Raw genomic sequence first — 26,026 nt, 5'->3', positions numbered from 1 at the left:
CCTCCAATCGCCCGGCACCTCCATGCCGGACGATCTCGAGACCTCATGCTATTTCAGCGAGGGATCGCCTCCGCCATAAGCTGCCATCTCGTCGATAAAATCGCCGCCACGCGCCTGTTTCAGATGGTTGAGGGCGTGCACCTGACCGGTCATTTCCAGGGCATCACGGTAGACCGGATCGTGCCAGCCTTCGATATCGATGGCGCCGCTATAGCCGGCAAGGCGCAACTCGCTGATCACATTGGTCCAATTGCTGTCGCCGAAGCCCGGTGTGCGCATGAACACGAACGGCTCCTTGCCGAAAATGCCGTGTTCGCGAATAACGTCCCAGCGAATGGTGGCGTCCTTGCCATGCACGTGGAAAATCTTGGATGCCCACTTGCGGATCTGCGGCAGGGGATCGATCAGATAGACCATCTGATGGCAGGGTTCCCATTCAAGACCGATATTGTCATCCGGGGTCTCGTTGAACATCAACTCCCAGGCGTCAGGATTATGGGCGATATTCCAGTCGCCGCTCTGCCAGTTGCCGTCCATGGCGCAGTTTTCAAAAGCGATGCGAATGCCCTTGTCGGCAGCGCGTTTGGCCAGTTCGCTCCAGATTTCGCGGTAGCGTGGCAGGCTGTCGGTCAGCACCTTGCCCCGCAGCCGTCCGGTAAAGCCGGCAACGCAACTCGCGCCAAAATGATGGGCATTGTCGATACACTGTTTCCAGCCCTCCAGCGTTTCGAGGTCGATATCGGTTTCTTCCAGCGGATTGCCGAACATGCCAAGCGTCGAAATGGTGATGTCCCGGTCGCCGATGGCATCGACGCAACGCTTGCCAAGTTCGGCAAGGTCCTGGCCCTTGGTCGTCTGCCAGAAAAATGGCTCGAAGCTTTCAAAGCCAAGACCGGCGACTTCCCGAATACGGGTGGCGGCATCGCCGTTATTGCCGCTGATCATGGTGCCGATACGAATGGATTTTGCAGGATTGCTCACAGTCATGGTCCCTTATAGCGAAGCAGAAATGTCGATACGCTTGCCGCTCTGCGCGCTTTCGATGGCGGCAAACACCATGGCAAGACTGTTGATATTGTCGAAACCGGCGGTCTCGGGCGGATCGCCACCGGCAACCGCTGCAATGAAGCTTTCCAGCACGCTGGCATGGCCGTGCGTCTCGCCCGGCGCCACGTCTTCAGAAACGTTTACGGTCGTATATCCACGCAACAGGCCGGGCTCGTCTGCGGCAATGGAGGCCTCAAACATCTCTTCCCCGTCCCAGGTCAGCATGCCCCTGCTGCCGACCAGCCGCCACGCACTTTCCCAACTGGTCCTTCGTCCTTCCGCGCACCAGGAGCCGCGATAGGTGAAAACCACGTCGTCAGTGAACTCAAAGATCGCATTGGCGCTGGCGCCATGGGTATACCAGGAGCCTTGCGGATTACGCTCAACGCAATAGGCCGCCAGTGGCTGACGATTGGCAACAAAACGGGCGGCATCGAATGTGTGGATTGCCATGTCGAGCAGCAGGACATGCTCCATTTCATCCCGGAACCCGCCGAAATGCGGCGCCAGGAAGAAATCGCAATGAACCGCTGTCAACTCGCCAATGGCGCCGCTATCCAGGAATTGCCGCATCCGGCGGACCCCTTGAATGAAACGGCGGTTCTGCACCACAGCGTGGATACGCCCGGTCTCAGCGGCCAGATTAACCAGGGCCTTCGCCTCTTCCAGCGAATTGGCCATGGGCTTTTCGCTCAGCACATGACATCCGGCCTTTAGCGCCGTGGAGACGATATCGAAGCGGGCAGCCGGGATGACCACGTCGAAGACCAGATCGGGGGTCGTCTGTTCGAGAACATCGGCAAGACTATTACCCGTCACCGCACCTTCAAGGCCGAATTCCTCTGCCAAGGCCTCAGCTGCCGAAACGTTGACGTCAACGAGCCCGACAATAGAAATTCGCTCGGCAAGCGAAGGTGTGTCGGCAATGGCCCGGAGCCAGCCCTTGGCCATCGCTCCGCACCCGCATAAAACGGCTTTGAATTGCAAGATATCCTCCCTTGCATCCCATCCGGTCGCTATTGCGCCAGACATGTTTCCAGTTTCCGGTAGGCCGAACCAGCAAACGCTCTTCCGACACCCTCCAGCCGCGCAAACTCCTCTTTGCACTGACGTCCGTAAACGTTTACGATACTAATCGCGGTTTTTGTCTCATGTCAATACGCGGCCTGGTTATTGCGCACGGCGACACGATAAACTCCATCAGGCTCAAGGTAAAAACCGATTCCTGCTTGCGAAATTTTGCAGTACACCGGACAAGGCAGAGCATGGAATTTACAACCGGCCTGCTCATCGTAGCGCCTTTTGGTAAGGTCGCTTCAGGGAGAAAGTATCTGGCATGAAGGGCATACATCAGCTTGCAAAACATCTCGACATCTCCATCGGGACCGTGTCGCGCGCGCTGAATGGACGCCCTGACGTCAACGCCGAAACGCGACGGCGGGTGCTGGAAGCGGCTGAGGAACTGGGCTACGTCGCCAATCAATCGGGCCGCAGCCTGCGTAAGGGAACGACCAACGTCATCGGATTGATGATCGAGGGCGGCAAGGACAATGTCGACAATAGCGACAACTTCTTTTTCGGCGTCATGGGCGGATTGCAGACGGTTTTTGCCCGTCACAATCTCGATCTCGTGCTGCTCCCCTGCCCCAGCGACGAGGAACCGCTGGAATATCTCCAGCGCATGGTGGCGCGCCGACTGGTCGACGCGATGATCATCTCGGCCACGCAACGGATCGACAAACGCATCGACCTGCTGATCAAGACACGAATTCCCTTTGTCGCCCTGGGGCGCAGCACATCCGGAGGGAGCCATACCTGGATAGACCTCGACTTTGCCGGCGTTGCGAATTCCGCAGTTGATAGGCTGGTCTCGAAAGGTCATCGCCGCATTGCCATCGCCGCCCCCTGTACCGACATCAATCTCGGCACCGTATTTACCGAAGCCTATCAGGCCGCACTTGAGCGCAATGGCCTCACATTCGATCCGGCACTGGTGCTGCGGGCAAGATCCAGCGAAAGCGGCGGCTATAATGTCGGCAGCGATCTGTTGGCGCTCGATCCATGCCCAACCGCCATCATCCTTGTCTATGAACTCATGGCGATTGGCCTGTATCGGCGGCTGGCTGAAGCAGGCGTCGTCCCTGGCAAGGATATCGCCGTCATCGGTTTTCGTGAATCACCACGGGCGCAGTTCCTCCAACCGGCATTGACCTGCTATCGCCTGTCCCTGGAAGATCTCGGTATAGAACTGGCCGAAACCTTGCTGGCCTCGATGCCCGACTATGCCGAGAGCTACAAGCCCCATGCCAGCAACCGCCTTTGGCCGCTGGAATTGGTGCCTGGCGCAAGCGATGCTTTCCATCTGGCGCCGTGAGGCAATGCTCCGGCTCTGAAAAATCCTGCCGCTCTTCGCCAGAATGACGCTTGAAATTGCTAAACTGGAAGCAACTGGAGGCACGTTCTCTCTCGAATTGTCCTTATCCGTTGACATACTCTACAACCTCAATAGATTTTACAGTCTTAGGGGTAAGGAGATCGCAATGTCCCGCTTTCGAACCATAAAGATCGTTGCCGCAATGACACTGGCGGCAAGCCTTGCCATGCCGGTTCTGGTGGCCCCAGCAGTCGCCGCCAATGTCACGCTGCTGAATGTCAGCTATGATCCAACGCGCGAACTGTATAAGGATTTCAACCCAGCCTTCGCCGCCTATTGGAAGCAGAAAACCGGCGATAGCGTTTCTGTAAGAATGTCGCATGGTGGTTCCGGCGCCCAGGCCCGCTCGGTAATCGACGGTCTTGAGGCCGATGTCGTGACGCTGGCATTGGAAGCGGATATTTCCGCTATTGCCGAAAAGACCGGCAAGATTCCCGCCGACTGGAAAACCAAGCTACCCAGCAGCAGCGCACCCTATACATCCACCATCGTCTTTCTGGTGCGCAAGGGCAATCCGAAGGGCATCAAGGACTGGGCCGACCTCACCAAGGATGGCATTGAGGTGATCACCCCCAACCCGAAAACCTCGGGCGGTGCCCGCTGGAACGTGCTGGCTGCCTGGGGCTGGGCGTTGAAGGCCAATAATGGCGATCAGCAGAAGGCCAAGGAATACCTGAGCGCGCTGTTCAAGCATGTGCCGGTGCTGGATACCGGGGCGCGCGGCTCCACCACCACTTTCGTGCAGCGTGGCATCGGCGATGTTCTGCTTGCCTGGGAAAACGAAGCCTTCCTGTCGATCGATGAACTCGGCCCCGACAAATTCGACATCGTCGTACCATCCGTTTCGGTCAAGGCCGAACCGCCAGTCGCCGTCGTTGAAGGCAATGCCAAAGCCCATGGGACGGAAGCAGTCGCCAAGGCCTATCTCGACTATCTCTATTCCGACGCCGGGCAGAAAATCGCGGCCAAGCATTACTATCGCCCTGCAAAGCCGGAGCTGGCCGATCCTGCCGATTTGAAGCGCTTCCCGTCGGTTGATCTCGTCACCATCGAGGATTTCGGTGGCTGGGCAAAAGTACAACCGCAATTCTTCGCTGATGGTGGCCTGTTCGACCAGATCTACCAGCCCGGAAAATAAGTCAGCCAAGAAAGTAAGAAAAACAGAATGGCCCATAGTCCTGTTCAAGGCAGGTGGCAATTCCTTCAGCCGAGCGTTCTTCCCGGATTCGGGCTGACGTTCGGCTTCACGGTGTTTTACCTCGCCCTCATCGTTCTCATTCCCTTGTCCGGTCTGGTCTGGCGCTCCGCCGAACTCGGCTGGACGGATTTCTGGCATATCGCGTCTGACCGCAGGACGCTTGGCGCCCTAAAGGTCAGCTTCGGCTCGGCCATCCTGGCAGCGATGCTCAATGTCGTATTCGGCGTGCTGGTCGCCTGGGTGCTGGTGCGCTACAATTTCTGGGGGCGGCGGATCATCGACGCGATGGTCGACCTGCCCTTCGCGCTACCGACCGCCGTTGCCGGTATCGCCCTTGCCTCGCTCTACGCGCCAAACGGCTGGATCGGCTCGCTTCTTGCGCCGCTTGGCCTGAAAGTCGCCTATACCCAGGCTGGCATCGTCGTTGCCATGGTGTTTATCGGCCTGCCCTTCGTGGTGCGCACTGTGCAGCCGGTCATGGAAGAAATCGACCGCGACGTGGAGGAGGCCGCCGCCACGCTGGGGGCCAGTCGCTTCGCAACGATTTTCAAAGTGCTGTTGCCGGGTCTGGCTCCAGCCATCCTGACCGGCTTTGCCCTTGCACTGGCGCGTGGCGTCGGGGAATATGGATCAGTGATCTTCGTTGCTGGAAACGTACCCTATGTGTCTGAAATCGCACCACTTCTCATCGTCATCCGGCTGGAGGAATTCAACTATGCGGGCGCAACCGCCGTCGGTGCGGTGATGCTGGCGATTTCCTTTGCCATGCTGCTGCTGATCAATCTCATTCAGGCTGCAAGCCGGAGAAAATATGGTAATGACTGACCGCCGCTCCCCTACCTTTCATCGAGCGACGACCGAAACGCCCGTCGTCCAATGTCTGCTCATTCTCGTCTCACTGCTGTTCCTATTGCTGTTCCTCATGCTCCCGCTGGTGGCGGTGTTTTCCGAGGCATTCCGCAATGGCGCCAGCGCCTGGCTGGAGGCGCTTGTCGAACCCGACGCCCTCTCGGCCATGCGGCTGACGCTGCTGGTCGCAGTGATTGCCGTTCCCGCCAACGTGATCTTCGGGGTCGCGGCCGCCTGGGCGATTGCGAAATTCGAATTTCGCGGCAAGACCTTCCTGATCACCCTGATCGATCTGCCGTTTTCGGTATCGCCGGTGATTTCCGGTCTGGTCTATGTGCTGCTGTTCGGCTCCAACAGCCTGCTTGGACCATGGCTGCGCACGCATGGCGTCGAGATCCTGTTTGCCGTGCCGGGCATCGTGCTGGCGACGATTTTCGTCACCTTCCCTTTCGTGGCGCGCGAGTTGATACCGGTCATGCAGGAGCAGGGCACTGGCGATGAAGAGGCGGCGATCAGCCTCGGGGCCAGCGGCTGGCAGACATTCTGGCGGGTCACTCTGCCGAATATCCGCTGGGGACTTCTGTACGGCGCGCTGCTCTGCAATGCGCGGGCCATGGGCGAATTCGGAGCTGTTTCGGTCGTATCAGGCCATATCCGGGGCGTGACCAATACCATGCCGCTGCATATCGAAATTCTCTATAACGAATACAACTTCGCCGCCGCCTTCGCGGTCGCTTCACTGCTGGCAGGGCTGGCATTGGTCACCCTCGTTCTCAAGACAACCATTGAACTACGCTATGCCGACCAATTGTCGGCTGCCCGTGGGCATTGATCGGGAATTCGCTCATGGAACTGAATATTCGCAATATCCGCAAGGACTTCAACGCGACCGCCGCCCTCCACGAACTGTCGCTGGACATCCGCTCCGGCGAGCTGATCGCACTTGTCGGCCCGTCCGGTTCGGGAAAAACCACCTTGCTGCGGCTGATCGCCGGGCTTGAACGGCCAAGCGCTGGCCAGATTTTCTTCGGCGACGACGATGCGTCGCACAAGACCGTGCAGGAACGGCAAGTTGGCTTCGTGTTCCAGCACTATGCACTGTTCAAGCATATGACCGTGCTGGAAAATGTCGGCTTCGGCCTCACCGTTCGGCCAAAGTCGTCGCGTCCGCCCAAGACGGAAATTCGCAAACGGGCCTTGGAGCTACTCGATTTCGTGCAGCTGTCGGGGCTTGAAAAACGCTATCCCGCCCAGCTCTCCGGTGGCCAGCGTCAGCGCGTCGCACTGGCCCGCGCCATGGCAATCGAGCCCAAGGTGCTGCTGCTGGACGAGCCTTTCGGCGCCCTCGACGCCCAGGTCCGCAAGGATTTGCGCCGCTGGCTGCGGGAGATTCATGATCGCACAGGCCATACCACCGTGTTCGTCACCCACGACCAGGAGGAAGCGCTGGAGCTTGCCGACCGGGTGGTGGTGATGAGCCAGGGCCGCATCGAGCAGGTCGGCACCGCCGACGACGTCTATGACAATCCGGCGGCCCCCTTCGTTCACCGCTTCATCGGTGAATCCTCGGCGCTGCCGGTGCGCATCGAATCCGGCGAAATCTGGCTGGATGACCGGCCGACAGGGCTAAAATCCGAAGGCAACGGCAATGCGACCCTGTTCTTCCGTCCGCAGGAAATCGAGATTGTCGACGGGTGTGGCGGGTGCTTTGCCGGAACGGTGATCAGCAGCCGAAGGCTGTCAGGAACCCGCCGTCTGGAACTGGAGCTTGGCGGCGGACGGCATCTGGCGGAAATCGACGTTCCCGTCGATCATCCCGCCGCCAATAGAACCGGGATATCCTTCCGGCCCAAACGCTGGAAAGTCTATCCGGCAAGCGCCTGACCCAGGCGCCACAAGGCACCAGCATCGTGCGGCAACCTCGAATCCGCACGATGCTGGAGGATGGTTACACATCTTCGCCTTGCATAAATTACCCATATCTCAAACACATCGAGAAAACCGGGCCGAGAGGTTCGGCCCCTCAAATTGCACGGGATTATACCCTGCATCTTCTTGCAGCGCCCTATCAGGAGCGATAAGCCAACAGGGCTTACAACTGATCGTCCTCCCAAGCGGTCAGTTGTCAGTCGCGGTTGCCCGCAGCCAGCACGCCGAAATCACGGTCAGGCATTTTTGCGGAACAATCACGTTCTCCTCCGCGTTGCGGGCCGGCACTTGCGTATTCAAGCCGCAGCCACGGCCATCGCTCCGCCAGATCGTTAATCCATGCCGCAGTGTTTCCGCTGCGCCGCATCAAGAAAAAAGAACCGAAAATGGCAGGAATTCAAACAGGCGCGTCACAAACCGCGCGCGCAGGAGCCAGCCGCTCCTACACCGGTCCGCTGATTGCGCTGACCTCTCTTTTCTTCCTCTGGGGCTTCATCACCTGCCTCAACGATATTCTCATCCCACATCTGAAAAACGTATTTCAGCTGAATTACACACAGACCATGTTGATCCAGTTGTGCTTCTTCGGCGCTTATTTTATCGTGTCCTTGCCCGCAGGGGCCTTGGTCAAGCGCATCAGCTATAAATGGGGCATCGTCACGGGGCTTCTCGTGGCCGCTATCGGCTGCGCCCTGTTCATCCCCGCTGCAAGCATGCGGGTCTATGGCCTGTTTCTCGGCGCGCTGTTCGTGCTGGCAGCAGGTGTCACCATTCTCCAGGTGGCGGCAAACCCCTATGTCACCGTGCTGGGCGCACCCGAGACCGCCTCCAGCCGTCTCACCCTGACCCAGGCTTTCAATTCCCTGGGCACCACGGTCGCACCGATTTTCGGCGCCTTCCTCATCCTGTCTTCGGCAACGGCTGCCGTTGAAAACGCCACACCGGAGCAGATGGACGCCCTGCGCATGGCGGAAGCCGCAGCGGTCAAGTTTCCTTATCTGATGCTGGCTGCCGCCTTCCTTGTTCTCGCTGCCATTTTCGCAGCGCTTAAACTCCCCGCGGTCGAAGCAGAAGAAGATGCCAAATCCGGCGATGTTTCCGGCTCCGCCTGGGGCTACCGCCATCTGGTTCTAGGCGCAGTCGGGATTTTTCTCTATGTTGGCGCAGAAGTCAGCATTGGCAGCTTCCTGGTCAACTTCATGGCCGAACCCAGCATTGCCGGCCTGCCGGAACAGACGGCTGCCCATTACGTCTCCTATTTCTGGGGCGGTGCTATGATCGGGCGTTTCATCGGTTCCGCCGTGATGCGCTATATGGATGACGGCAAGGTTTTGGCCTTCAATGCGGTCGCAGCCGGTATTTTGCTGCTGGTCACCGTGCTGACAACAGGCCATGTCGCCATGTGGTGCGTGTTGTCGATCGGCTTCTTCAACTCGATCATGTTCCCGACCATTTTCAGCCTGGCGCTGAAGGGCCTGGGTCGCCATACCAGCCAGGGTTCCGGCATTCTTTGCCTCGCCATTGTCGGCGGCGCGTTATTGCCCCTGGTACAGGGCGGGCTTGCCGATACGGTCGGCATCCACCTCGCCTTCCTGATGCCGATCTTCTGCTACGTCTATATCGCCTATTATGGCGCTCTCGGTTCCAGAACCGCGGCATAAACGGATGTCTTGCATGTCGCCGCGTGCTCTCAGCGCGGCGACATGTCCATAAATTGCCTTTACGACGTGCGTTCCGGCATTGCCGAAGAGTGATGAGAGGAAATCAGCCATTTTCCACCATCATAGTCATAGGTGAAAGTGTAGCGGGCCGGAACCTTCGTGCCATCCGCCAGCGTGAACGTGTAGACGCCAGTATCGATGGCCGTGTTGCAACCCAGCTTGATCGTCCGGCTATTGACCACGCCCTGAGGCTTCTTTTTCAGAAAATCGACAAAATATGCGCGACGCTCTTCCTGCGTCAGGCGCGGCTGGTTCGACAGGGTCGCCAGCAAAACCGCATTGCCCTCATAATTTTCGACGACTTTCTCCGGATCGAGCGTCGCTAGGGATGCGTTCCAACGATCAAACAGCTTTTCAACCTGTCCCTCGGTCACCGGCGCGCACTCTTGTGCCATCGCGGGTGCGGTAAAAGCCGATACCGAAAGAACGGTCGTGACACCGAATGCCAAAAGAATTTTCTGCATGAAAGTGCTCCTTTATCAAGCCCGAGCCAAGCCAAACGCCGGTCGGTTGCTTAGAAAAGTGGCTATGAAAAAGAGCTGTTACGTCTGCCGCATGGTATCGAAAGGATATGCCGAATGGCCTATGTAAAACGGTCCTCCTGTGTCTTATCTGTCAAATCGACTACTGCATAATTCTTTAAACCGGAATCGGTTTAAAGAGAAAATTATGCAGCAGATATAAAGCGCTACAGCGAACCTTTGTGCGCCATATATGGCGCACGGCGCTGTAGACGAACGCGCCTTGATACAGGAGCATGATGAAGAATGACGACGGCGACGGACCTGGAATACCTTGCCTCTCCCATCCAGGAATTGCGGAAACTTTACCGGGAGGCGGAAGCCAGGGCCAGCCGGCTACGTCTGATCGTGGAGACACGCGCCAGCCTTGATCAACATCCGCTACCGCGGGCGATCACTGATATCACCGGATTGATTGGCAGCTTTTGCGGCAGCGTGACAATTCGTTTGCGTCCTCTGACGGAACACCATCAGACAATTACCGATAATGCCATGGCAAGCAAGGATGGCCGAACGGTCATTACCTTCAAGGATCGATCGATCGCAAGGATGGGTGAAGAGGATAAAATCACTCTTCAGATCGTCGCTGACCTTGTCGCCGCAGCCGTTTTCGCCGACGAGCGCGAACAGGAGCGGGAAGCCTTGCTGTTGACTCTTGCTGAGCGAGAAAAGCAGCTCGCGCAACTGGTGGCCGCCATTCTCTCCACACAGGAACGGGAACGCAGCCATATTGCCTATGACCTGCATGATGGCGTGGCCCAGACCCTCGTCAGTCTACTGCATCACTTGCAGGCATTGGAAGCAGATCCGGGTTTGACGGTGACACTCGCAAAAAAGGTCGATCAATGCAGCGAGATTGCCCGCATGGCGATCCAGGATATCCGCCATGCGATTGCGGACCTGCGGCCCGCCGAACTTGATGACCTTGGCCTGCCCGCCGCCATCAGTGCAAAGCTTGATACCGTCGATGAGATCGGTTGCCAGCTTGACAACCGGCTGCCGGATGGCCGTTTGCCTCAAACCATTGAAATCGTTCTTTATCGTGTGGCGCAGGAAGCGATCACCAATGCCCGCAAACATGCGGGCTGCCAAAAACTGCATCTGCAATTGCGGATCGATGCCGACCATGTCGTCCTTGAGGCGAGCGACGATGGCTGCGGCTTTCCCCTTGCCGAAGTGCAAAGCGAGACCAAACCCGTCCGTGGTTTCGGGATCGGTCTATCGGCCATGCAAGAGAGGCTGTCGCTTGTCAACGGGACGCTGGGCATCTTCAGCGCCCCCCATCAAGGCACGCGGCTGATCGCCCGGGTTCCTCTGACCGACAAAGATGAAAGCCGATGACCAAAGCGCGTATTCTGATTGCCGATGACCACGACTTGGCCCGATCCGGCATTATTTCGGTCCTGTCGGGTGCGTCGGACCTGGAAGTGGTGGCCGAAGCACGGGACGGCCTGGAAGCGATCGCGCTTGCCGCAAGGCTTTTGCCTGACATTGCCTTGCTCGATGTCAGGATGACACCGATGGACGGGTTGGCGGCAGCGACAGAAATCCGCCGCGTGTCACCATCGACGCGGATCATGATGCTGACAATGCATGACAGCCTCGACTATCTGGAAGCAGCGGTCAAGGCCGGAGCCAGTGGCTACGCGCTGAAGGATGTGCGGCGTGACACATTGCTGCGGATGATCCGGGCCGTTCTGGACGGTCAGGAATTTTTCGATACCGGATTGGTGCGGCGGATGCTGACCCGCGTCTCGCGCACGTCGCCAGCCGAGGATGCCATTTCGCAACTGACCGCCCGGGAGCGGGAAATCCTTCAGGAAGTGGCAAGGGGTGCGACCAACAAGGAAATCGCCCGCAGACTGTCCATCGCTCCGGGCACGGTCAAGGTTCACGTCGAGCGCATCATTGCGAAATTGCGGGTGGGCGACCGAACCCAGGCCGCCGTGCTGGCAGCACAGGCCGGATTGGTCGCGGGAGAGGCAGGATGACGGATATCCCGGCAAAGACCGTGGTGTCCGCCCACAGTCGCTTTCGCTTTCTCAACCAGCCTTTGGCCGTCAAAGGCCTGATCGTGATTGCCCTGCCTCTGGCCTGTCTTCTCATTGCCCTTGGTTCCGTCTTCCTTGCTGATCGTGAAAGCCGAAAGGCGGAAAATTACGTGCGCGTGACCTTCGCCATTCAGCAGAATATTCTGGAGCTGCACGCTTTGCTGGCCGAAGGAGCCTCCGGTGTGCGAGGATATCTTCTCACCCGCGACGAAACGTTTCTGGCCCCCTACACGAAAGCCGTGACGGAACTGCCGGCGGTGTTTGCCGCGATGCGGCCACTGATCATCGATGCGGAACAGCTTGAGCGGCTGAACCGGATGGAACCGCTGGTCGACAAAAAGCTGAAGGGTCTTGCCTCGCTGATGCAGGGTTCGGTTTCGAATAACCAGATTCCCGAAGCCTTGCGGCAGACATTGATTGCCAACAAGGCCTTCCTGGACGAGCTGCGATTGCAGATCGCCGAGATGCGGCTGAGGGAAGACGCGCTTCTGGCGCAACGAACGGCGAAGGCCGATGAAATCCGGGCGCTATCGCAAAGGATCACCCTGTTGGGCGCTATCGCGGGCGTTATCGGGTGTATCGGCGCCATCGTCCTGATGTCGAAAGGCATCGTTCGGCGGGTCGACCGGCTGAAACTAGCCGCCAGCCGCCTGGCCCAGGGCCAAAGCCTGAGGCTATCAGAACATGCAACGGATGAAATCGGCGAATTGTCGAGCGCGCTTGAAGAAGCGAGCCGCCTGCTGACAGCGCGCGAGGAGGCCTTGCGGGAAAGCGAGGAACGCTTCCGTCTGCTTGTCGATGGCGTCCACGACTACGGTATTTTCGGGCTGGATGCCGATGGCAACGTCGTGAGCTGGAATGCCGGTGCAGAGCGTATCAAGGGCTACCGCGCCGACGAAATCATCGGCCAGCATTTTTCCCGTTTCTATCCTCCAGATCATCGCGACACATTACCACTTCAGGAAATGGCGCAGGCCGCCGCTTTTGGCCGTGTCGAAGACGAGGGATGGCGGCTGCGCAAGGATGGCAGCCGCTTCTGGGCCAATGTGGTGATGACAGCCCTGCGTGACAAACAAGGGCAATTGCGGGGCTTTTCCAAGATCACTCGCGATGTGACGGACCGGAAACGAACCGAAGAGGCCCTGCTGACGGCACGGCGCGATGCCGAACGGGCCAGTCAAGCCAAGAGCGAGTTTCTGTCGCGCATGAGCCATGAATTGCGCACGCCGCTAAATTCCGTTCTGGGCTTTGCACAGATCCTCGACATGGACATCGAGGATCGGGAGATGCGGGAAAGTCTCGCACAAATCCTCAGAGCAGGGCGGCATCTGCTCAGCCTGATCGATGAAGTTCTCGATATTGCCCGGATCGAGGCGGGCCGCATGGAACTGTTGATCGAGCCAGTCGGATTGGATGAAATCGTAACCGAAGCCATAGCCCTGGCGGCTCCCTTGGCTGAACCGAAGCGATTGACGATCCGTGTGGACATGGAGGCCGCAGGCCAAACCATTGTCGCGGTCGATCGTCGCCGGTTTTTGCAGGTGCTACTGAACCTGCTTTCAAATGCGGTGAAATTCAACAGGGATGGCGGCGAGATCCGGCTGTCCGCTCACTGTGTCACAGAAAACATCATCGCAGTCGATATCACCGACACGGGCTGCGGAATTGCTGATGTGGATAGAGACCGGCTGTTCAAGCCGTTCGAGCGGCTTGGCACCGACCGAAACGCCACGACCGGCACAGGCCTTGGCCTGGCCCTTTCCGTCAATCTGATGCGGGCCATGGATGGCGATCTTTTCCTGACCGAGAGTAGGGCGACCGGATCGGTGTTCTCCATCCATATTCCCGTGTCGCATGCCCCTTACGCCGTCACAGAGAGCGTTAAAACAGATGAGAAACGGTCAATGGCAAGCGGAGCGACCGGCAAAGCCACGGTTCTTTGCATCGAGGACAACCTTGTCAATCTCAACCTGATCGAAAACCTCGTACGCCGCCGTTTAAAAACCAGGATCATTCCGGCCATGTTGGGTGGTCTTGGCCTGACGCTTGCCTTCGAGCATCATCCCGACCTTATTTTGCTGGATGTCGATCTACCAGACATGAATGGACTGTCAGTGCTTGCCGCCTTGCGCGCCGATCCTCGGACGCAAACCACTCCGGTCGTTGTGATCAGCGCCGATGCCACGGAAAAAACACGCATGCTGGCGATGGAAAAAGGGGCGACACAGTACCTGACCAAACCGCTGGACGTGCGCCGCCTGATGAAAACCCTGGATGAGGCCTTGACGTGAAATTTCCCTTCGACCTCGCCTCAGAGGCGCGAATACTGATCATCGATGACGAACCCGCCAATATTGCCCTGTTGGAAAAGCTTTTGCGGCGCGAGCGTTTCGACAGGATTGCCTCGACCACGGACCCGCGCGAGGCCACCGCTCTTTTTACAGAGCATCGGACCGATATCATCCTGCTCGACCTTCTGATGCCGCATCTGGATGGCTTTGCCTTGCTCGACAGGTTCACGCGGCTGATCGGACCGGATGATTTCGTCCCCATTCTCGTGCTGACAGCTGATGTGACAACAGAAACACGCCGCCGCGCCCTCTCGCTCGGCGCAAAGGATTTCCTCGTCAAACCAATCGATACGGTGGAGACGGTTTTGCGTATCGTCAATCTGCTGGAAACGCGCTTTCTATTCAAGGCCCTGAAGACCGCAACCCTGGAAAATCGTTAGACTTTAGAGCCGGATTTTCCAGGGTTGAAATAGTCGAAAACAGAACCGGGATTACTTGGCCGGGCAGGTCCATGTCAGATTGTGGAAATTGTAATCCCAGCTTTGCATCGGCACAAATTTATAGCCCGAAATGCATTTACTGAATGCAACACGCTGCACTTTCGTGAGCAAATTCACATCCGGCGCCTTGTCGGAAATGACCTGCTGGATCTGCTTGTAGATCGCATTCTGCTTGGCACTATCGGTGGTGGAGCGGGCGTCATCGATCAATTTGTCCACCTCGGCATCCTGCAACCATTCCATCGAGGCCCATGTTCCCGCCGATTTGGAATGATATTGCACATAGAAAACGCTATCCGGTGATGGATAGGTTGGGCCATAAAACACCTCTGTCGCCGCAGGCGTGGTTTCCGGCTTGGCGGCCAGTTCGGTGATGCGGTTCCAGGGTTCGGGCTTGATGTCCACATCCACACCAATCTGCTGTAAATTGGATTGCATCAAAAGCGCAATATCCTCTTCAAACGACAGGCCTGCCACATAGGTCAGCGTCAGCTTGATCGGTTTTCCCGCATATTTGGACTGAGCAAGCTCGGCCTTGGCTTTTTCAAGGTCAAATTCCGGAGCTTTCAGCGTGTCGAGATAGGCATCCTTGAACACCGGAGCCAGCGGCCCGGCAAGCGTGTCACCAGTCATGATCTGGGTCTGAATGGTGTTGTAATCGGTGGCATATTGCAGGGCGCGGCGCACATGCACATCGTCGGTGGGCGTGGCCTTAGTGTTGAGTTTCAGGTAAAAGCCAGTGGCTGTTGGTGTGGTCTGCACCACGTAGCCATCCATCTTGGCAATCGCATCATAGGTCTCATTGGCCTGCGTAGTCGAAGAAATTCCCAACTGCCCGGAGGTGGCCAGCGCCTTGACCGTTGCCTCGTCATTGGTCTGCACAAAACGCACTTCATCAATCGGGTTTGTTGGCCATCCCGCGTAATATTTCTCATAGCGGCTGATGACCATTTCCGAGCCGCGCTGCCAGCTGGACAGCACATAAGGCCCGGCCCCCATGGATTTTTCGCCCACCACATCCTCCCCCCACGGCTGCTTGGAAGCGGCCTTGACGGCATCCTCATTGATGACAAGCAAGAGCGGCGTTGTGGTCAGGAACGGCGCATAGACCTTGTTCAAGGTGATAGTTACTGTATGAGCATCGACGGCCTTCACATTGTCCGGGTTGATCAGCGAGGCGAACAGATAGGCTGGGCCCTTGTTGATCGCCAGCAAGCGCTGCACCGTATAGACCACGTCCTTGGCCTCGACTGGTGATCTATCCTGAAAGGTCGCGTCCTTGCGCAGATGGAAGGTGTAAGTCAGGTTATCGCTGGACACATCCCAGCTCTCGGCCAGTTCCGGAACGATTTTGCCGGTGCTGTCCACGGTGGTCAGGCCATCATAGAGATTCACGGCGGCGAGATATTGGGTGTAATCGGTGATCCTGGCCGGATCGATGGTGCCAAACACCTGGGTGACATTCATCACGGTGGATGTTTTTGCCATGGCCACCTGTGGTGCGACAATGGCGGTTCCCATCGCCAGAACCACGGCGAGGTGTTTTAAAGTCCGTGTTGCGTTCATCTCATTCCCCTTTTTTTGACTGTTCGCTTTTCATCAAATCATGCAGTTTGCTGTTTCAAACCGTCGCCGTAGCCAAAATAGCCCGGCCCCGCGAGCGCCAGGCCTTCTGGCGTATGCCATTGCGTATCGGCGGGAATGCCGGTGAATTCCACCATCAGGCCGTAGCGCATCTGCTCGGTGGTCACGGGCAGGCCCATATCGGCATCGAGGGCGCAGATCAGATCGGGCGTCGCCCACAGGATCTCGCCATTGCCATCTTCGGCCAGAAGGAACTCGTTCTGGAAATGCACGGCGCAACTTTGGCCTGCGAACCGATCCACACCGCGCAAAGTCAGCTTGCCACGGGCAAAACCGCCAACTGTCTTGCGCTCCACATCCACCACACGCCCGGTAAAGAGATGGGTGCCGCCAAGCTTTTCACGCAAAGCGCTGCCTGCATGGCGTGAACGGGCACGCTCCGACAGAATGGTCTCGCCAATTGTGCGGATCTGCGTCATCGTGCCATGCAGCAGCGCCTGTTTCATCTGCTTGCCACTCATGGCATAGGCAGCCACAAGAGCGGCACCGCCCATTTGAATGGTCACGGCGCGGGCCATTTTCTCGGTCCAGAGATTGGAAACCGCTGAGAACAGCGAGGAATTGCCCTTGTCATCGGCCAAAACCAGCGGGCTTGCCGAGATACCGTGCAGGGTAAAGCTCACCATCTGCAATTCCGGAAAGGCGCGACCCATGCCATCGCCATCCACCAAAGGCAGCCCGGTGACGGCGGCCACCATATAGGGAATGGTGGAATTCAACCCGCCCGCCTCAACACAGAGAATGGCTCCGGCCTTACGGCCCAAAAACTGCTCCAGCTCATGCAGAGCTTTCAGCACTTCCGCACCAGATGGCAGTTTTTCCAGCATCACTGTGGGCGCACCCATCATGAAAACGGAAATGCACAGCGTGTCGTCGTCCACTTCGTCTGCGGACACCACGGTGACAGGTCCGTGCTCGCGAAGGGCGGCCTGCGCCATCAGCTTGCCGATATAGGGATCACCGCCGCCGCCCGTGCCGAGATAGGCGCCACCCAAGGCAATAGCCTCGAGATTGTGTTCTTGCACCAGAGTGGCCATGATCACGATCCTTTCATCGGGGTGTACACAACACCATCCAGCCCAAAGGCCTTGGGGCCGACCACATCCAGCGCCTCGCGGGAACGCAGCAGCCCATGGCACGGCAATGCCACTATGGCGACGCGCTGACCGTAGCGCAGCATTTCGGTGGTGATGGCCTCGCCGCTATCGACATCCAGCACCAGGATCAGGTCGGGCACGCAGCATTCCATCTCACCATCATGGAAAAACACCAGATTTTCGTTCTGGATCAACACCGAACCGGTTTCGCCATTATGGGCATCAATGCCTGAAAGCTGCACTTCGCCGCGCACAAAACCGCCGCGCAAATGGCGCTTCAAATCGCTGATCTTGCCGGTGAACAGCTTTTTGCCATTCTCCTTTTTGCAGATGGCCTCGATCGGGTCATCGTGGTTTTTCTGCGCAAGCCTGACGGCCTGCCCAAGGCTGACGGCTTGGGTGTAGGAATTGGGAATACCGAATTGCTTGACAAAGGCCCCAGTCATGGGTGCCGAGGCGAGCGTTGATGCGCCCCCTTGCGCCACCACACAGGCGCGCGCCATGCGCTCGTGCCAAAGCTCGGAGACCGCATGTTGAAACAGCACGACATTGCCATGCACATCGCACATCGCCGATGGCGTCGAGCTATGACCGTAGATGGAAAACGTGGTCATCTGCATTTCAGGGAAGGCCCGGCCCATGCCATCGCAATCAATCACCGGCACGCCCGTAAGAGCGGCCACGACCAGCGGCTCCATGGAATTGGACCCACCGATTTCCTCGCAGGCGATAGCATCGATAGTCATGTCCAGATGCGCTTCCAGCGCACGGATGCAACGCAGACCCTCGCGCCCTTCGCGCAAACGCTCGATCCCAACCACCGGTGCACCAATACCACCCACGGAAACACAGAGCGCATCATCATGGATTTTCTGGTGTGGCAGAACCGAGAGCGTATAGCCCTCATCCAGCAATTGTCGGGCACGCAGCTTGCCAATATAGGGATTGCCACCGCCGCCCGTGCCCAAAATGCCTGCGCCGATTTCAAGCGAGGTCAGATCATCGCGGTCGAGGATCCAGAGGTCTTTCGGATCAAAATAGTCTTTCGGGGAAATGATCGCACTCATGCCTGTCCTCCCATCTCGCCCACGACTTTCACGTGGATGCGGGTGGCATTACCGGGCAGATAGGCCAGTGGCACATCTTCACGCTCGATCACCTGAATGGTGGTGGGATCGGCACCGGCGGCAACGGCGTTTTTCGTCGCTTCCTCTTCAGCCTGCTTCAGGCACAGTTCGCGGGTCAGGCCATTTTCGAGGGCAAAGACCCGGTCCACTTCACCGGAAATCTGGGCAATGGCGGCACCAACGGCATTGGCCACCGAGAAGTTTTCCGGCCGAATGATCTGAAAATCGCCCAGCATATCCGGCATCAGGATGGAGCCGCCACCAACGGCAATCACCGGGATCGGCTCGGGCGAGACCCGGCTGCGCTCAATGGCATTTTCCAGCATCTGATGGATACGGGCAAGCGCCGCCTCGGCAAGCGCGGGTGAGACATCAGCAACCTTGCTCTTATCGCCCACGTCGGCATGGCCAGCGGCCACGGCAATATCAGTAGCCGTCAGCGTTGCGCCGCCAAACACCTTGGCTTCAGAGGTGATGCGATAGCCCACTGACTGCGGCCCAACGGTGACTGTTTCCGCATCACCACGCACCAGCGAACCGCCACCCAGACCGATGGAAAACACATCCGGCATACGGAAATTGGTGCGCACGCCGCCAACATCCACCACCGTTGCCGCCTGACGCGGAAAACCCAGATGCAGCGCCCCGACATCCGAGGTCGTGCCGCCAATATCGACCACGATGGCCTCCTGCACACCGGTGAGAAAGGCCGCACCACGCATGGAATTGGTGGGACCGGAAGCAAAGGTCAGCACCGGGAAATCCTTCACCGTCTCTGCTGCCATCAGCGTGCCGTCGTTCTGGGTGATATGAAAGGGGCAGGTCAGCCCGGCACTTTTGAGCGCTTCGCCAAAAGCCCGCACGGTTTTGTAAGCCAGTTCCAGCAGGCTGGCATTCATGATCGCAGCACTTTCGCGCTCCAGCAACCCGATGCGGCCGATGTCCGTGGACATCACCACGGGCAGGCCGGGACAATGTTCTTGCAAGATCGCCTTGGTCCTCTGCTCCATCGCTGCATTGATCGGGCCGAACACGCAAGTGACGGCTGCGGCTTTGAGGTTGTTGGCGCGGATTTCTCCGGCAATGCGCTTGATCTCGTCCTCATCCAGTGGCGAGATTTCACGGCCATCAAACTCATAGCCGCCGCGCACCATATAACCGTGCTTGCCAACCACGGGCTTCAAATCTTCCGGCCAGTCGATGGCGGGTGGCAGGCAGGCGGTAGCGGGCAGGCCCAAACGAATGGCGGCCACCTGCGTCATATGCTTGCGCTCAATCACCGCATTGGTGAAATGGGTGGTGCCGATCATCACATTGGTCACAAGACTGCGGTCAATGCCTGCTGCCTTGATGGCCCTTTCCATGGCCTCGACCACCCCGGTGGTGACATCCTCCGAGGTTGGAGCCTTGATACCGGACAGAACCTTGCCGCCCTGCATGACAACGGCATCCGTATTGGTGCCGCCCACATCTATTCCCAATCGGTACACGGGTGTTTTCCTTTCAACAACGGGTTCACTGTCCGGTGCTTTGCACCAGAAAGCGGCCTCGTTCCTCTTCACTAATGGTGGGTTTCAACGCCTCTTGCGCATCGGTCAGAACCGGAATGGCGGCAATGAGGGCTCGGGTGTAAGGGTGGCGAGCCTGTGCGAATACCTCGGCAGGTGTGCCTTGTTCGACGATTTCGCCCTTGTACATGATGACGATGCGCGAGCAGAAATTGCGCATCAAAGACAGATCATGGGAAATGATCACATAGGTCAGGCCAAGCTTTGCCCGCAGGTCCAGCAACAGCTCAATCACGGTTTTCTGTACCGACACATCCAGTGCCGAGGTTGGCTCATCCAGAATGATGATCTGCGGATTGGCCGCCAAGGCACGGGCAATCGCCACCCGCTGCTTTTGCCCGCCGGACAGCTCATGCGGGTATTTTGAGACAAAATTGGCGGGCAAGCGCACGAGGTCGAGAAGCTCGGCCATGCGCGTTTTACGCTGTTCTTTATCCAAACCCACATGGGCCAGCGGCACAGCCAAAATCTGCGCCACCGTGCGTTTGGGGTTCAGCGATGTGCCGGGGTTTTGATAGATAATCTGGCTGAGGCGCAAAGCGCCCGCTCTGGGCGTTCCGCTCACGACAATCTCGCCATCGCTGGGCTGCAACAGGTTCATCATCATCCGCGCCAGCGTGGTTTTGCCAGAGCCACTTTCTCCGGCAAGGCCGAAAATTTCGCCCTCGTTGACCTGAAGATTGATGTTGTTGACCGCCAGATGGCCGCGCTTTGCGCCAAACAGCGCCCGCTTGGCATAGAGCTTGCGCACATTGCTCAAGGTGATGATCGGAGCCTTGTCACTCACCGGCTGATCAACCACGCCCTCACCATAGAGCGGCGGCACTGCCGCCATCAGCTCACGGGTATAGGCCTGCTGCGGGGCTTGGAAGACGGATGCCAGAGCCCCCTGCTCGACAATGCGGCCATGCTGCATGACAATCACCCGGTCCGCCGTCTGGCGCACCACGCCGAGATTATGGGTGATCATCAGCAGTGACAGGCCCTCGTCTGTCACCAACCGATTGATCAGCCGCAGAATTTCATCCTGCGTGGTCACATCCAGCGCCGTGCCCGGCTCGTCAGCAATCAACAGATCTGGCTGGTGCAGAAGGGCCAGCGCAATCAGCACTCTTTGGCGCATACCGCCGGACAGCTCAAATGGCCAGGCGTTGAACACCCGCTCGACATCGCCCAACTGCACCTTGCGCAACACCTCGAAAATCCGCTGTTTGCGGCCCTTCGGCGTGTCATAGATGCCCTGATTGCGATCGGCATAATGCATCACATCTTCCAGATGCCGACCAATGCGAAACACCGGATTGAAGGAGGACAGCGGGTCCTGCATGATGATAGAAAAAGCTGTGCCTTTCAGCTTGTTGCGTTCACCGGATGGAAGCGTCAGCAATTGCCGTCCGCGATAGGCAATCGACCCGGCCTCGACCTTTGCATTGCTCGGCAAAGTGCCAAGAATGGCCTTGGAGGTGACGGATTTGCCGGATCCGGTTTCGCCAATCAGGGCAACCCGTTCTCCGGCATCTATGGTGAAGGAGATATCGTGCAAAACCCGGTTCACCCGGCCATAGCCGGAGAAGGCAACCGTCAAATCCTGCACGCGCAGCAAGGGATCAGCCATGGTCACGCCTCCACATCGAACATATCGCGAAGACCGTCGCCCAGCAGATTAAAGCCGAGAGTGGCGTAGAAAATCGCACCACCCGGAGCCAGCACTTCCCACCATTTTTCCGGCAAAAACTGACGGCCATCGGCCACCATCGAGCCAAGGTCTGGTGTTGGCGGCTTCACGCCAAAACCGAGGAAAGAGAGTGTTGCGCCGAACAGAATGACAAAGGCCGCATCCAGCGTGGTTTTGACCGAGATCACCGCAATGCAATTGGGCAGGATTTCCCGAAACAGGATGTGGATGGGACCAGCCCCGGTCAAACGCGCCGCCTCGATAAAATCCTCGCCGGCAATGGAGACCGTGACGCGATAGACAAGCCGTGCATGCCAGGTCCACCACAAAAGCGTAATCGCAATCATCGCATTGATCAGGTTTGGCTCCAGCACATTGCCAATCGCCAGCGCCATCACCAGTGGTGGAATAGCCAGCATGATGTTGGTGAATCCGGTGATCAGCCGCTCTGTCCAGCCGCCGAAATAGCCAGCGCACAGGCCCAGCACCGCACCAACAGGCACCGAAATCCCCAGCACGCCAAACACCAGCAACAAGGAGACGCGAAAGCCGAAAATGGTGCGGGTGAACAGATCACGGCCCACCTTATCGGTTCCAAACCAGTTGGTAAGATTTGGCGGATTGTGGCGATGGCGAAAATCGACAATGGAACCGATATGGGTCGGAAAGGGCGTGATCAGCGGCGCAAGGATGGCCATGGCCACGACTGAGAGCACGATCAATGCGCCGATCAGAGCGGCAGGATTGCGGGAGAACCGATACCAGCTCATGTATCCGGCGGAGAGGTCGCGCTTGTTCATCATAGAATTGGGGCTCATCATTGGCCTCCCCGAAAACGCAGGCGCGGATCAATCAGGCTGACAACCAGATCGATGACCAGATTGGCGAGAATGAAAAACAGGCCGGAAATCAGCACCACCGCCATCAGGGCGTTCAGGTCTTTTTGCAGGATGGCATTGAGACCATAGGAAGCGAAGCCACCCCAGCCAAACACCATTTCCACCACAAAGGCATTGCCTATCAGCGAGGCAAATTCCAGCCCCATGATGGTCAGCGGCGCAACAGACGACAGCTTGAGCAGGTAGCGAAAGGTCACGACATAATCCGGCACGCCAAAACTCAGCAGCGTCAACACATGGTCCTTGCGCTGATTTTCAATCATCGCCGAGCGCATGATGCGGGTGATCTGGCCAATGCCCGCCATGGCCAGCGCCAAAGCGGGGAAGACCAAATGTTGCAGGGCATCCACAAATACATCGGTGCGGCCATGGATCAGACTATCCACCAGAAGAAAACCGGTTGGACCAGCGGGGGCGTGAAGGTCGAAATTCACCTGCCCCAACAAAGGCCAGCCCGGTAGAAAATTCGCGGCAAACAATTGCAGGCCGATGGCAAACAGAAAGGACGGGACCGTGACACCAACCATGGAAAACAGCCGTCCGAGATTATCTATCCAGGTGTTGCGATGGCGTGCCGTAATGACGCCTAGCGGAATGGCAATCAGCAGATCGAGAATGACCGTCACCACCACAAGCTCCAGCGTGGCGGGAAGAAATTCAACAACATCATGAATGACCGGACGATGCGACGACAGCGATTGGCCAAGATCCCCTTGAAGGGCGTTGGAAATATAGCGGCCATATTGCACGAGGACAGGCTGATCGAGTCCCATTTCGCGAGCGAGCGCCGTGACCTGCTCTTGCGATGCAGACGGGCCAAGCGCCATACGGGCCGGATCACCCGGCACCACGCGCGCCAGCGCAAAAATCATCAAAGACAGCACGAACAGCACCATGAGTACGGAAAACACCCGCCTCACGATCTGTTCGACAACATGCAAAATCATCCCGTCATTCCCTCTTTGCGCCATGGTGGCTCGGAAGGACTGGCAAGAGCAATGTAGGCGAAGGATAGGTTTTTAGAAAATAAGGATAGGTTTTAAGGTGTTTCAGCTGTGATCGGACCCCGCTTGCGGGCGAAAGGCAAAAATCTAAAGTATTTCATTGAGGAGTGATTAGCGCACCCACCCCAATGCCCTTGCCGCCGCAATCGCCTCGTGACGCCTGGAGCAGCCAAGTTTGCGGTATACATTCTTCAGATGAAACTTCACCGTCGGCTCTGAAATGCCGCCGTTGCGGGCAATCAGCTTATTGGATGCCCCTTCCGCCAGCATGGTCAGGATTTTCAACTCCTGCTGGGTCAGCCGGGTTCGGGCCGCCGCAAGACTGCTGTGACGCCCCTTGTCCAGCCGCCGCAGGATAGCCCGCGCCGGGGTGGCCGCCATCACGAACTCGACGATCCGCTTATCTTGCAGCAGAAGATCGAGAAACAGCCATTCCTCTGCAAGAGCCGTCAGTCCGCCATGGCTCGCGCAGCGCTCAAACACCTGCCGCAGCAGAGTGCGGGCTCTTGAATTTTGCTGCGTTTGCCGCAAGACGAAGGCCAGCCAGAGGGAAACCGCGATTTCCTGCCGGACAAGCAGATGCGGGTTGGTCAACATCACCTCAAGCTTGCGGTCGAGATGGGGAAAACCCGGGCGCTCGTAGGAGATTTGCCGCAGCCAGCTCAAGGCCAGCGTAATCTCGTCTCGACCCGCCAAGCGGGCAAGAGCCTCCTGCGCGCTTTCAATCCACACCCGATCAAACCCGGCCCGTAACGGCGCAAGAAGCCGGGTCGCATCGCCCCAGCAATTGCCGCTTTGCAGGATCTGCGCCTTGCGAACATCCAGTGAGAGGCGAAACTGCCGGTTCATCGGCTGGTAAACGCTCCAGCCATCGAGAAAGCGAAGCGCGACGCGGGTGGACATATGGACGCTCAAGGCGTGGCTGCCGTAGTAAATCGCGACATCCGCCAGACTTGGCCACAACTCGCCCGCAATCATTGCGGCCATCTCTTCCTGCAAAAAGCCAAGCAGAACCGCGGGCTCGCCGTTTTCATAGGCCATGCAAGCCGTCAACAGATCAAGAAAGCGACGATCTCCGGGGCTGTCAAAGCCTGTTTTTGCCAGCATCTCCTCGGCAAGCCGCAGAGATTGCCCCATACGGTTGAAATCTGAGGTCAAAAGGCTGAGCACCGATTGATGCAGCGCTATATAAAAGCACAGAATGGGACAATCCGCCTGCCGATAAGCCTTCATGGCCTTTTCGGCCATGCCATTTGCCTCTTCGTAGCGCCGAAGCCGAAGGAAAAATTCCAGCATGGCGTTGTAAAATGATCCGCGCTGCTCCGGCTCGTCCAGCGGTAGCTCGCCACCAATCTCAAACAGCGCCTCCAGCAATCTGTCGGTCGGGGCAACATCCTCATAAATCAGCACCGTAATACGAAACAGCCTGACACGCAGGGAAAGCGCACTATCGCCCGAGAAAACGGCCAATACATTGCGTATTTCCACCCCGAAGCGCTGGACCAGAAATTGCATGGCCCATGCCACATCACCGGCTTTGATCATCAGAAAGGCGCGACTGATGGCCAGTTCTTCCGGCAGGTCATCACAGCCCGCCTCAAGACCAATCAGCACACGCAAGAACGCCTCATGGCCTAGCCGATAATAGAGAAACCAGCCGCCTGCCTTGCAAAACAGTGCCAGCGCATCCTTGCCCTGATTGCACGCCAGCAACCTCAGGATCACCGCCTCCAGACTTCGCGGGTTTCGGCGTAAAGCCTGCGCCAGAACGCCAGACGGATCATCAGTCCGGGATGGATCGGCAAGACGTCGGAGCATTTCTTGCTCCAGCGCGCCGGGCAAAGCGCTGTTGATCCTTTGGCAGGCCGCGGTGGCGGGATGGGCAAGCGGCGGCAGACGCATGGCAAGCCAGGACGGCCAACTCTCTCCACAAACCAGAAGCGCCGACATATCAGCATCATCCAGGCCAGCCAGACAGTCATCGGCCAGAAACTTCGAAAGCCGGCTCTGTCCAGCAAGCGCATCCTGACAATCTACCCCCGGCGACAACAGGACCGGCCAGCCGGCACATCTGTCCCAATCACGGTGGCTCAATCCGTCCTTTGGCAGAAGAAGATCCTCACCATCAAGATCCAGCACCTGACCATAAAGGCGCAGCCGGTCCAGTCCGAGCAAGCTCTCGCCGGGGCGCAGGGCAATGGCATAGCGATGTCCTTGCTCAAGTCGCGAAAGATCGGGGGAAATGGCTGGGCGATCATAGACTGTCCATAAGGCGGCATCAGCCCTCAACGCAGCGATCAGCGCCTGGAAAAACCATGTTTTGCCGAAGCCTGCGGGCGCAGTCACAACGATGACGGGGCGGATGTCATGGACAATGTGCGCGATCAGACCGGTTCGCGCAATCGACACAGGGAGCGGCAAGGCCATGGATTTCGCATTATGCTTCGACATCAGCGCTTACAGTCTGCCCA

The 26,026-nt window shown here is 57.9% G+C and carries 21 protein-coding genes; 10 read left to right on the top strand and 11 right to left on the bottom strand.

The genetic code is table 11. The features are described from left to right. Nucleotides 1–48: 48 nt before the first annotated feature. Nucleotides 49–981, bottom strand: coding sequence for a sugar phosphate isomerase/epimerase family protein (locus ASB66_RS02595; RefSeq protein WP_060717569.1), 933 nt, complete (start codon nucleotides 979–981; stop codon nucleotides 49–51). A 12-nt stretch (nucleotides 982–993) separates the two neighbouring features. After that, a complete protein-coding gene (locus ASB66_RS02590) occupies nucleotides 994–2,034 on the bottom strand; it encodes a Gfo/Idh/MocA family protein (protein ID WP_060717568.1) in 1,041 nt (346 codons plus the stop codon). A 349-nt stretch (nucleotides 2,035–2,383) separates the two neighbouring features. Here ASB66_RS02590 and ASB66_RS02585 point away from each other — a divergent pair, with 349 nt between their 5' ends. The 6 genes from ASB66_RS02585 (at nucleotide 2,384) to fucP (ending at nucleotide 9,118) form a co-directional block, all read left to right on the top strand. Continuing rightward, entirely contained in the window at nucleotides 2,384–3,421 is a 1,038-nt protein-coding gene (locus ASB66_RS02585) for a LacI family DNA-binding transcriptional regulator (RefSeq protein WP_060717283.1), read from the top strand. 166 nt (nucleotides 3,422–3,587) lie between these two features. Continuing rightward, nucleotides 3,588–4,619 (top strand): sulfate ABC transporter substrate-binding protein, encoded by a 1,032-nt coding sequence (locus ASB66_RS02580; RefSeq protein ID WP_060717282.1) that lies wholly within the window; start codon nucleotides 3,588–3,590, stop codon nucleotides 4,617–4,619. Nucleotides 4,620–4,646: 27 nt separating this feature from the next. After that, nucleotides 4,647–5,504: a sulfate ABC transporter permease subunit CysT gene (gene cysT, locus ASB66_RS02575; RefSeq protein WP_060717281.1), complete on the top strand. Its 858-nt coding sequence runs from the start codon at nucleotides 4,647–4,649 to the stop codon at nucleotides 5,502–5,504. After that, the gene (gene cysW / locus ASB66_RS02570; protein WP_060717280.1) at nucleotides 5,491–6,360 is read left to right on the top strand and encodes a sulfate ABC transporter permease subunit CysW; all 870 of its coding nucleotides are present in this window, start codon (nucleotides 5,491–5,493) and stop codon (nucleotides 6,358–6,360) included. Before cysT ends, cysW begins: the two co-directional genes overlap by 14 nt. Nucleotides 6,361–6,374: 14 nt before the next feature. Continuing rightward, entirely contained in the window at nucleotides 6,375–7,412 is a 1,038-nt protein-coding gene (locus ASB66_RS02565) for a sulfate/molybdate ABC transporter ATP-binding protein (protein ID WP_060717279.1), read from the top strand. 431 nt (nucleotides 7,413–7,843) lie between these two features. Further along, a complete protein-coding gene (fucP, locus tag ASB66_RS02560) occupies nucleotides 7,844–9,118 on the top strand; it encodes an L-fucose:H+ symporter permease (protein ID WP_060717567.1) in 1,275 nt (424 codons plus the stop codon). 59 nt (nucleotides 9,119–9,177) lie between these two features. Here the strand turns inward: fucP and ASB66_RS02555 are convergent, their stop codons facing one another. Continuing rightward, nucleotides 9,178–9,642, bottom strand: a complete 465-nt coding sequence (locus tag ASB66_RS02555) for an SgcJ/EcaC family oxidoreductase (RefSeq protein ID WP_060717278.1) — start codon at nucleotides 9,640–9,642, stop codon at nucleotides 9,178–9,180. Nucleotides 9,643–9,945: 303 nt separating this feature from the next. Between ASB66_RS02555 and ASB66_RS02550 the strand changes: the two genes are divergently transcribed. The 4 genes from ASB66_RS02550 to ASB66_RS02535 are packed head-to-tail and all read left to right on the top strand — an operon-like array spanning nucleotide 9,946 to nucleotide 14,481. Continuing rightward, nucleotides 9,946–11,040: a sensor histidine kinase gene (locus ASB66_RS02550; protein WP_060717277.1), complete on the top strand. Its 1,095-nt coding sequence runs from the start codon at nucleotides 9,946–9,948 to the stop codon at nucleotides 11,038–11,040. After that, nucleotides 11,037–11,690 (top strand): response regulator, encoded by a 654-nt coding sequence (locus tag ASB66_RS02545; protein ID WP_060717276.1) that lies wholly within the window; start codon nucleotides 11,037–11,039, stop codon nucleotides 11,688–11,690. Before ASB66_RS02550 ends, ASB66_RS02545 begins: the two co-directional genes overlap by 4 nt. Beyond that, nucleotides 11,687–14,041, top strand: coding sequence for a PAS domain S-box protein (locus ASB66_RS02540; RefSeq protein WP_060717275.1), 2,355 nt, complete (start codon nucleotides 11,687–11,689; stop codon nucleotides 14,039–14,041). The genes ASB66_RS02545 and ASB66_RS02540 overlap by 4 nt, the downstream gene beginning before the upstream one ends. Next, nucleotides 14,038–14,481 carry a response regulator gene (locus ASB66_RS02535; RefSeq protein ID WP_060717274.1) on the top strand — a complete coding sequence of 148 codons (444 nt, stop codon included), beginning with the start codon at nucleotides 14,038–14,040 and terminating at the stop codon, nucleotides 14,479–14,481. Before ASB66_RS02540 ends, ASB66_RS02535 begins: the two co-directional genes overlap by 4 nt. A 51-nt stretch (nucleotides 14,482–14,532) precedes the next feature. Here the strand turns inward: ASB66_RS02535 and ASB66_RS02530 are convergent, their stop codons facing one another. The 8 genes from ASB66_RS02530 to ASB66_RS02495 form a co-directional block, all read right to left on the bottom strand. Then, nucleotides 14,533–16,107 carry an ABC transporter substrate-binding protein gene (locus tag ASB66_RS02530; RefSeq protein WP_060717273.1) on the bottom strand — a complete coding sequence of 525 codons (1,575 nt, stop codon included), beginning with the start codon at nucleotides 16,105–16,107 and terminating at the stop codon, nucleotides 14,533–14,535. 38 nt (nucleotides 16,108–16,145) lie between these two features. After that, nucleotides 16,146–17,222, bottom strand: coding sequence for a DUF917 domain-containing protein (locus ASB66_RS02525; protein ID WP_114386201.1), 1,077 nt, complete (start codon nucleotides 17,220–17,222; stop codon nucleotides 16,146–16,148). A 2-nt stretch (nucleotides 17,223–17,224) separates the two neighbouring features. Further along, nucleotides 17,225–18,349 (bottom strand): DUF917 domain-containing protein, encoded by a 1,125-nt coding sequence (locus ASB66_RS02520; protein WP_060717271.1) that lies wholly within the window; start codon nucleotides 18,347–18,349, stop codon nucleotides 17,225–17,227. Continuing rightward, nucleotides 18,346–19,899 carry a hydantoinase/oxoprolinase N-terminal domain-containing protein gene (locus ASB66_RS02515; protein ID WP_060717270.1) on the bottom strand — a complete coding sequence of 518 codons (1,554 nt, stop codon included), beginning with the start codon at nucleotides 19,897–19,899 and terminating at the stop codon, nucleotides 18,346–18,348. Before ASB66_RS02515 ends, ASB66_RS02520 begins: the two co-directional genes overlap by 4 nt. A gap of 25 nt (nucleotides 19,900–19,924) precedes the next feature. Further along, the gene (locus tag ASB66_RS02510; RefSeq protein ID WP_060717269.1) at nucleotides 19,925–21,592 is read right to left on the bottom strand and encodes a dipeptide ABC transporter ATP-binding protein; all 1,668 of its coding nucleotides are present in this window, start codon (nucleotides 21,590–21,592) and stop codon (nucleotides 19,925–19,927) included. Between the two features lie 2 nt (nucleotides 21,593–21,594). Then, nucleotides 21,595–22,470, bottom strand: a complete 876-nt coding sequence (locus ASB66_RS02505) for an ABC transporter permease (protein ID WP_060717268.1) — start codon at nucleotides 22,468–22,470, stop codon at nucleotides 21,595–21,597. Further along, entirely contained in the window at nucleotides 22,470–23,498 is a 1,029-nt protein-coding gene (locus ASB66_RS02500) for an ABC transporter permease (RefSeq protein ID WP_060717267.1), read from the bottom strand. Before ASB66_RS02500 ends, ASB66_RS02505 begins: the two co-directional genes overlap by 1 nt. A gap of 168 nt (nucleotides 23,499–23,666) precedes the next feature. Further along, the gene (locus ASB66_RS02495) at nucleotides 23,667–26,006 is read right to left on the bottom strand and encodes a helix-turn-helix transcriptional regulator (RefSeq protein WP_060717266.1); all 2,340 of its coding nucleotides are present in this window, start codon (nucleotides 26,004–26,006) and stop codon (nucleotides 23,667–23,669) included. Nucleotides 26,007–26,026: the final 20 nt, after the last annotated feature.

Origin of the sequence: Gillisella vitis (genome assembly GCF_001541345.2) — a bacterium.
GTDB classification, from domain to species: Bacteria; Pseudomonadota; Alphaproteobacteria; order Rhizobiales; family Rhizobiaceae; genus Allorhizobium; species Allorhizobium vitis.
Note: the sequence above shows the minus strand (reverse complement) of the source record. Positions and strands in the feature narration are given on the sequence as shown.